Origin of the sequence: Nostoc sp. CHAB 5715 (genome assembly GCF_020829685.1) — a bacterium.
Taxonomy (GTDB): Bacteria; Cyanobacteriota; Cyanobacteriia; order Cyanobacteriales; family Nostocaceae; genus Nostoc.
In genome coordinates, this window is sequence record NZ_JAIVFR010000220.1 from 1 (window position 1) to 8,641 (window position 8,641).

At 41.3% G+C, this 8,641-nt stretch carries 6 protein-coding genes and 1 pseudogene; all 7 read left to right on the top strand.

The window, feature by feature from the left end:
* Positions 1–751, top strand: a 751-nt coding sequence (locus tag LC574_RS14085) for a methyl-accepting chemotaxis protein (RefSeq protein WP_229454096.1), incomplete at its 5' end; no start/stop codon positions are given.
* A gap of 442 nt (positions 752–1,193) precedes the next feature.
* Positions 1,194–3,488: a family 1 glycosylhydrolase gene (locus LC574_RS14090; RefSeq protein ID WP_229454097.1), complete on the top strand. Its 2,295-nt coding sequence runs from the start codon at positions 1,194–1,196 to the stop codon at positions 3,486–3,488.
* Between the two features lie 1,244 nt (positions 3,489–4,732).
* Positions 4,733–5,305, top strand: a complete 573-nt coding sequence (locus tag LC574_RS14095; protein ID WP_229454098.1) for a hypothetical protein — start codon at positions 4,733–4,735, stop codon at positions 5,303–5,305.
* A 377-nt stretch (positions 5,306–5,682) separates the two neighbouring features.
* Positions 5,683–6,525: a DUF2382 domain-containing protein gene (locus LC574_RS14100; RefSeq protein WP_229454099.1), complete on the top strand. Its 843-nt coding sequence runs from the start codon at positions 5,683–5,685 to the stop codon at positions 6,523–6,525.
* Between the two features lie 448 nt (positions 6,526–6,973).
* On the top strand, positions 6,974–7,867 hold the full coding sequence (locus LC574_RS14105) for a DUF2382 domain-containing protein (RefSeq protein WP_229454100.1): 894 nt from the start codon (positions 6,974–6,976) through the stop codon (positions 7,865–7,867).
* Between the two features lie 256 nt (positions 7,868–8,123).
* Positions 8,124–8,525: a hypothetical protein gene (locus LC574_RS14110; RefSeq protein WP_229454101.1), complete on the top strand. Its 402-nt coding sequence runs from the start codon at positions 8,124–8,126 to the stop codon at positions 8,523–8,525.
* Positions 8,510–8,641, top strand: a pseudogene (locus LC574_RS14115) (aquaporin); the annotation flags it as partial. The gene LC574_RS14110 and the pseudogene LC574_RS14115, both read left to right, overlap by 16 nt.

Genomic DNA, 8,641 nt, shown 5'->3' on the forward strand with positions numbered 1-8,641 from the left:
TAGCATTCGAGAAATTGCTAAGACCGTTACCCAAGGAGCAAAGGTCACGACTGAGGCAGTTAAAACAGCTGAACGCACGAACGAGACAATTAACAAACTTGGTCAAAGCAGCATCGAAATTGGCAAAGTTATTAAAGTGATTACCTCGATCGCAGGGCAAACAAACTTGCTAGCACTCAATGCTACCATTGAGGCGGCTAGAGCCGGGGATACAGGTAGAGGATTTGCCGTAGTCGCAAACGAGGTGAAAGAATTAGCCAAACAAACGGCAAATGCTACTGAAGATATTAGCTTGCGAATTGAAGCAATTCAGACAGATACAAAAAGCGCCGTTCAAGCCATCACTCAGATTACTAGTATTATCAATCAAATTAACGATCTCCAAAGCACGATCGCCAGTGCTATTGAGCAGCAAACAGCAACTACGAATGAAATTGGTCGAAATATGGCTGAGGCAGCCAAAGGAACATCAGATATTGCCAAAAGTATTGGAATTGTGGCACTCAATACTCAAAGTACAACTACTGGAACCACTAATACCTTACAGGCAGCCACAGAACTATCCCGAATGGCAGATGATTTAGTGGTTACTAAGAAACTGTTGGGTCTGAGTATTCCATTAATTGATTCTAAATTCTGTATTTTTCTTCATGCTTTTGTGGTCAACGATCCGCAAATAGTAGACATTATATCTGCGTTATCAAAACGCGGAAATATTAAAGTAGGATTTACGCAAAACTACACGCGGTAGGGGCAATTCATGAACATTAGTGTCAACTTAACGTAAAAGTCATGTCCCGCAAGGAACTGAAGTTCCTTGCTAATAGCAAAAGTCATCTGAAGATGACTAAATATAGGACTCATATCTGATTTCTGAACAAAATTTCAGATAAAACTCTGATAAAACGAGCTTTCCAGTCTCAGTATGTTTTCACAAATCTGATAAAACGAGCTTTCCAGTCTCAGTATGTTTTCACAAATCAAATCGGAGTCTTATATATCAAAAATCTTTAGTCTACTTGAGTAGACTTTAGCTAAAAGCCAAAGAACTTTAGTTCCAGGCGGGTGAGGAAGCTAACAGTTAAGCTATTTCTATCAATGATTCATGAATTGCCCCTAAGAAGAAAAAAGGGTTTGGGCTATTGTTTGCGTAAGTCTTGATAAAAATAATAAAAGCTTTGGTTGTGTAAATTATGACTTTTGTCTTTAACTCAAATAAAGACGTGATAAATAACGTCTTGAGAGAGAATAATTCACAACTCCCCTTGGAAGTGTGGGCTGGTGTAGAATGTACAGTTAATCGCGTGGGTGATGAGTATTTAGACCAGTTGGAACGCAACGGTCATGCAACGCGCTTAGATGATTTAAATTTGTTTGCAGAACTAGGGATAAAAGCTATCCGCTATCCTGTATTGTGGGAAAAGATAGCACCTAATGGGCTAAAAAATGCCGATTGGTCTTGGGCTGATGAAAGGCTGGGGCGCTTGCAGGAACTTGGCATCTGTCCGATTGTGGGATTAGTGCATCATGGTAGTGGCCCACGAGATACAAGTTTGGTAGACCCAGAATTTCCAGAGAAACTAGCAGTGTTTGCCCGTGCAGTTGCCGATCGCTATCCTTGGGTGACATATTACACGCCTGTAAACGAGCCACTGACAACGGCGCGATTCAGTGGAATGTATGGTCACTGGTATCCTCACGGACGGGATGATTTAACTTTCGCCCGTGCTTTGTTGGGAGAGTGTCGCGCAGTAGCCTTGGCAACGAAGGCAATCCGGGAAGTCAATCCTAGCGCTCAACTAGTGCAAACCGAGGATTTAGGTAAGACTTACAGTACACCGAAACTAGAATATCAAGCAGAATTGGAGAACGATCGCCGTTGGTTGAGCCTTGATTTATTATGCGGTCGAATTAACCCAACTCATTCAATGTGGGGTTACTTAAAGAAGTGTGGTATTGGCGAGGCTGAACTTGAGACATTTTTGCAAAATACCTGTCCTCCTGACATCATCGGGATTAACCATTATTTAACCAGCGAACGCTTTTTGGATGAGCATACAGAAAATTATCCAGCTTGGACGCATGGCGGTAATGGGCATGATAAGTATGCAGATGTAGAGGCGGTGCGAGTTTGTGCTGAGGGTTTGGCAGGCCCACGTACATTGTTACTAGAAGCATGGGAACGCTATCACCTGCCCCTTGCTGTCACCGAAGCTCATATTAGCTGCACACGTGAGGAGCAGCTACGCTGGCTTTATGAGGTGTGGAATGCGGCGAAGGAATTACAAGCAGAGGGTGTGGATATCCGCGCTGTAACTGTTTGGGCGCTCCTTGGCAGCTACGATTGGAATAGTTTAGTTACAAAAGCTAACGGCTACTACGAGCCAGGGGTATTTGATTTGCGTTCGCGTAGCGTCTCCTCTGGAGAATCGCCACATCCTCGACCGACAGCGATCGCTAAAATGGTGCAGGATCTAGCAAATGGGCATCAACTAAATCATCCGCTACTTGAAATCCCTGGTTGGTGGCATCGACAACAGCGCCTATTATACCCAGCAGTTAGTTGTTGTACAAAAAATCCCACAATCTCGAATAATCCAAAATCCAAAATCGTTCGACTGAGCGAAGCCGAAGTCCAAAATCCAAAATTAATAAGTCCCCTGGCGATCGTCGGTGCCAGAGGTACTCTCGGAAAGGCTTTTGCTCGGTTGTGCGAAGTGCGCGGGATTTCATATCACCTGCTAACGCGCCAAGAAATGGATATTACCGATGCTGCCTCTGTAGATGCGGCGCTTACCCAGTTGAAGCCGTGGGCGGTTGTGAACGCTGCCGGATACGTGCGGGTGGACGATGCCGAACGTGAACCCCATGTTTGTCTGCAAGTGAACGCCGAAGGGCCGGCGATTCTAGCTGCTGCTTGTGCTGAACATAATGTACCGCTATTAACTTTCTCCTCAGATTTGGTATTTGATGGTGCTGTATCTAATCCTTATGTCGAAACTGATACCGTTGCTCCATTGAATGTATATGGGCATAGCAAAGTTTTGGCAGAAAAGCTGGTATTGCAGGCTTATCCGGCAGCGCTGGTGATTCGCACTAGTGCATTTTTTGGCCCGTGGGATGAGTATAATTTTGTCACGATCGCTCTGCGTCAGCTTAGTGCTGGTAATAATTTCATTGCCGCAGAGGATGGAATTGTTTCACCTACTTATGTACCATATTTGGTTCATGCTAGCCTGGATTTATTAATTGATGGCGAGTGTGGGCTGTGGCATTTGGCAAATAAGAGTGCGATCGCCTGGGCTGATTTAGCACGGTTAGCGGCTAAACAAGCTGGAGTCAGTGTCACCAATCTGATTTCTTTGCCTACAGAACAACTTGGTTTAACTGCTCCCCGCCCAATTTACAGCGTTCTTGGTAGTAGCCGAGGTGAATTTATGCCATCGCTTGACAGTGCAATTTTTCGCTACTTGGAAGAAAGAATTTAGTAGTCTATGTCATTAATTTGGATGGGTTTTCACGTTATGTGGAAAAGCCACGAAAAACCTAACCCCCTAATACCAATTTAATGTGAAGCTGCACTAAATGAGCAACTCTCTATTCTTGGCGCTCTTGGCGTACTTGGCGGTTCGTTTAATATTCTGTGCATCTTCATAAAGAATTGGTATAACCCCCTTCCCTACGAGGGAATCTACGGTGTACACACAAGTGCTTTCGTTCACAACACAAGTGCTTTCGTTCAGAACACAACTGTTTTCGTTCACAACACAACTGCTTTCGTTCAGAACACAACTGTTTTCGTTCAGAACACAACTGTTTTCGTTCAGAACACAAGTGCTTTCGTTCAGAACACAAGTGCTTTCGTTCACAACACAAGTGCTTTCGTTCACAACATAAGTGCTTTCGTTCACAACACAAGTGCTTTCGTTCACAACACAAGTGCTTTCGTTCACAACACAAGTGCTTTCGTTCACAACACAAGTCTTTTTTGAGCCTTTGAGGGAATGAAATAATATCATGTCCGCATAATTAGTTATGATTCCCATAGTCATTGCACCCCACCCCCAGCCCCTCCCCGCAAGCGGGGAGGGGAGACAAAGCGTAGCTTTGGCGGGGTGGGGTTCTTCGGGTTTAATAAGTAATCAAGCGGACATGATATAACTTTGCTTTTCAAGAGGGGTTGGGGGAATAAAAAGGCTGTGGGGCAACTTTCCAAGACTTGTGTGTACACCGTAGTACAAGGGAAGGGGAGTTAGGTTTCTGAGCTTTTGGTGTTATAGGACTCCTATTTGATTTTTGAAAAAACTCCGTACAACTCGAAAAGGCTGATTCCCTACTCCCTACTCCCTACTCCCTGCCTTCCTAAATAAACCTGTGGAATTCTTAAATTCCCTAGAAAGGCAGTCCAGTACTAATAAAAAATTGACAAGTTTATCAAAAGATTATTCATTGCAACTGCATTTTAAATCCTGTAAATTCTAATGCCGTAGGGTCAATTGACATTAATTTTTTAATTTCAAAATCTTTAGATTGTCTCCTCTAGAGAACAATTCACACAATTGACCCAAATTGAAAGACTTTTGTAAAAGTAGCATATTTCCGAAAGTTGAATATTCGGCTTGTTGTCAAAATCAATAGTTTTTGAGGTTAGAAGTTTAAAATGATACTTCGTTCACTCCAGGTGTGGCTAGTTCCATTGGCTCTCACTTTCACTAGCATTTGCTCAGATGCAATGAGAGCTACAGCACAAACCATATATCCATTTACTGGTAATTATCGTACAACAGTTAATATTGAGCCGATCTCAGGCAACGTTTCCAAGGTATTTGAGGTAGGTTTAAGTGATGATGCGCCGTATGATTTAGGACTATACGAGGGTCTAACATACTCCGTGCTTGATGACAATGGAAATCTGACTTTTAATAATAATCCAGAGGTATTCGGCGTCCAAGGTTTCCCACAGGGATACATTGTATTTGGTAGTAATACTAACAAGTTATTTGGAACAAGTGATGCTAGTGCTTCAGTTAATTTTGAAAATCTGACAGCGAAAGGCTCTGGCGTCGTAAATATCACCGATGGTGAAGGCATATTCAAAAACGCTACAAGCACACTATTATTCTCCGAAGAAGACATAGTTAATCTGGGAGAAACTATTACTTTGAAGGGTCAGGCTTTAGTAAGCGGTTCTATCGAAGTTCCTCAAGAAGTTCTAGAACCAACAACTATGACGCCACTGATTAGCATAGGTTTGATTGGAGCCAGTTTTATCGTGCGCCGGCGCTACCGTCGATTAGCTGGATGAACTGTGGCGGAATAAATGCAATATAGCGGTTCTCACTTAAATGAGGCACGAATGAACATATAGGACTAATATTTGATTTCTGAAAAAGCTCGGTACAACTCGAAAAGCCTAATTCCTTATTCCCTACTCCCTACTCCCCACTCCCCGCCTACGTAGATAATTTCAAAAATCAAATACGATTCCTATATAGAGTTTTATATGACTTTAGTCATACTCCTATTGATTACCTTGAGTGTTTAACTTGATATTTAGCTCATAAGGTATGAACTATAAACTATAAAATATCTCACTTGCAATTCAGTCGCCAGCAGGAGGAAACTGAGCAGAATATTTTTTACAGTAAAAAAGAAACCTTATAAAAAAACTAGAAACAGCGTATGCCTCTTCACAAACTTGAACATTTTGACCCCAACTATCGAGAAACTTTTGACGGAGACGACGTTAAAGCTCTGGATCTTTACACTGAAGGAGGAGACAGAGTTGGCTCAGTGGCGGATGTTTTAGTTGATGATCATGGCCATTTCCGGTATTTAGTTATTGATACAAGCTCAGATTTTTTGGGTAAGAAAATATTACTACCAATTGGTCTTTCCCGGATAGACTATCCTGCAAGACGCGTCTATGTTGATGGATTAAGCAGACACCAAGTAGAAGGTTTAGTCGAGTACAGAGAAAACATGGTCGTTGATCATGATTACGAAGAAAATGTCCGTAGTGTATTTCGTTCTCCAAGTAGCGGTGTAACTTACGATCGCAATACATATAATTACGAAACAGAACCAGCTTTATACGGGTTGAATAATCAAGATAATCAAACTTTTAAACTCTATGAAGAACGATTAATTGCCAGCAAACAGCGCATTAAAACTGGAGAAGTAACAGTTGGTAAGCACATTGAAACAGAAACAGCAAGCGTTACAGTACCTATTCAAAAAGAACGAGTTATAATTGAGCGACTTGTGCCAACAGAAGCAGGAAAGACTGTAGATTCCAATGAACTTAAGTTCCAAGAAGGAGAAGTAGCACGTATAGAAGTGTACGAAGAAACGCCTGAGATACGTAAAGAAGCCTTTGTGCGTGAAGAAGTCAGAGTTAAGAAAGTAGTAGAACGGGACACTGTGGAAGCACAAGACACCATTCGTCGAGAAGAGTTAGATGTTGATACTGAGGGTAATTTACAGATTCAGGAACATGGTACAACTACACATGAAGCTATTTAAGTAGCTGGTCAATAAGTTTGTTTGGTAGACTTATCTGAAATAATCATGCAGGCAAAGTTAATTTTTATCTCTGCCTGTGTTTTTGTATTAAACAACAAGATTCCCGATTTCTCTAATATCATGTCCGCCTGATTAGTTATGATTCAGTGTATCTGTGCAAGAACCTGAAAATTTCTCTCCCTGCTCCCAGCAAGAACTGCCCCCTTGCAGTCCTAATGATAAGTCTTTAGCTGGACATGATATAAGAAGCCGGGAATTTAACGTTTTAAAAAATTTACATTAGTAACGATATAGAAAGGTAAAATTTCTTTGTGCCATCATAAAATATCTATAACTTTTGATTATTGAACTTTTGAAAGAATTCATTCGCCAGAAGGAGGTAAACAAATGATTAAATGTCTAACTTAGTTAATAGGAGATGGTAAAGAAAATTTTCGAGGAAAATATAATGGTTCTGTACAAATTACAAGATTTTGAGCCTAACTACCGCGATACCTTTGAAGGTCGTGATCTTAATGGACTTGGCGTTTATACACAAGGAACTGATGAAAAAGTTGGTACTGTCAGCGATGTTTTAGTGGATGAAGAAGGTCATTTCCGCTATCTAGTCGTTGATTTAGGCTTCTGGATTTTTGGTAAAAAAGTGTTACTACCAATTGGTCGTGCCCGTATCGACTATAATGTTGATCGCGTCTACACAATTGGCTTGACTAGAGAGCAAGCAGAAGATTTACCTGAATTCAATGAGCGTCAAACGCTTGATTATGATTATGAAGAAAGGGTGCGTGGGGTATATCGCCAACCCGCAGACTACATTCAACCTGTAGATGCATTATTCCCATTGGAAGCGACATCACCAGTGGATACAACCTATCAGCAGCCGGTTACGCCAACTTACAATCGTGATAGCTACAATTACGAACAAGAGCCTTCTTTATTCGGGTTAAATGAGCAAGATCATCAAACTCTGAGATTGTATGAAGAACGACTAATTGCCAGTAAACGCCGCCAAAAAACTGGAGAAGTAACGATTGGCAAGCACGTTGAGACTGATACTGCACGGGTTTCAGTGCCAGTAGAAAGAGAGCGAGTTGTGATTGAGCGTGTAACTCCAGCAGATGCAGGTACTGCCATTTCTGGGCGCGAAGCAGACTTCCGTGAAGGCGAAGTTGCTCGCGTAGAAATCTATGAAGAAACTCCTGAAGTTCGCAAAGAAGCATTTTTGCGTGAAGAAGTCAGAGTTAGAAAAGTGGTGGATCAAGACACAGTTGAAACTCAAGAAACCGTCCGTCGTGAAGAGTTAGATGTGAATTCTGGTAATCTTCCCGTTGAAGAACGCTAAATAACAAAGTCATTAGTTAGCAACTAATGACTAATAATTAATTCGACACAGTACAGGTGAGGCTGTAAAATTAGCTTTACCTGTGCTTCCAATAACTAATACAACTTTAGATTTTGGATTGCGAATATTCTCTGAATATGAGTTAGATAAATACATCGATCGCAAACATTTTCTAAATGGTATTTAGATGATTGATACATTTAATTTAGCTAACTAGAAAACAGTTCATAAACTTTGCACTATGAATAGCCAACCGATGATAAAAAACATTGGACAGGCGAACTCTGACTCTCAGACTAGCACCTCATTAACGGATTTAAGAAAGAAGGTAAGCAATTTTGCTGTATTCGATCCACAAGGTCAGCTAGTAGGAGTAGTTCATGATTTAATTGTGGATGCTAATCGTCGATTAAACCTAGTTATATCTAACCAGGTGAATCAAGAAAGTCTAGAATATGGTCAGCAGTTAGCTGATAAACATCCTTCTTTATTTCGGTTGCAGAGCCAGAGAATAAAAAAAATAGACAAGCCGACTAAATCTGTTTTCATAGACTTAAATAAATCAGAAATCGAATATATGCCTGAATATTTAGAAACAGAAACACCAGGCGAGGGCACACTATCAGAAAACTCAACTGAGCAATTAGTGAAGTTGTGATGACTTTCATGTTTCTGCTGATTATTTTGGGTGTAACTGACAGCCGTGCTCCTAAAGGATTTGCACCACTGGCAATTGGTTTTGGACTCACTTTGATTCACCTGATTAGCATTCCT

Excerpts from the sequence above, each read along its gene's own strand:
- LC574_RS14090 (WP_229454097.1), top strand. The coding sequence starts at position 1,194 with ATGACTTTTGTCTTTAACTCAAATAAAGACGTGATAAATAACGTCTTG.
- LC574_RS14100 (WP_229454099.1), top strand. The coding sequence starts at position 5,683 with ATGCCTCTTCACAAACTTGAACATTTTGACCCCAACTATCGAGAAACT.
- LC574_RS14095 (WP_229454098.1), top strand. The coding sequence starts at position 4,733 with ATGAGAGCTACAGCACAAACCATATATCCATTTACTGGTAATTATCGT.
- LC574_RS14110 (WP_229454101.1), top strand. The coding sequence starts at position 8,124 with ATGATAAAAAACATTGGACAGGCGAACTCTGACTCTCAGACTAGCACC.
- LC574_RS14105 (WP_229454100.1), top strand. The coding sequence starts at position 6,974 with ATGGTTCTGTACAAATTACAAGATTTTGAGCCTAACTACCGCGATACC.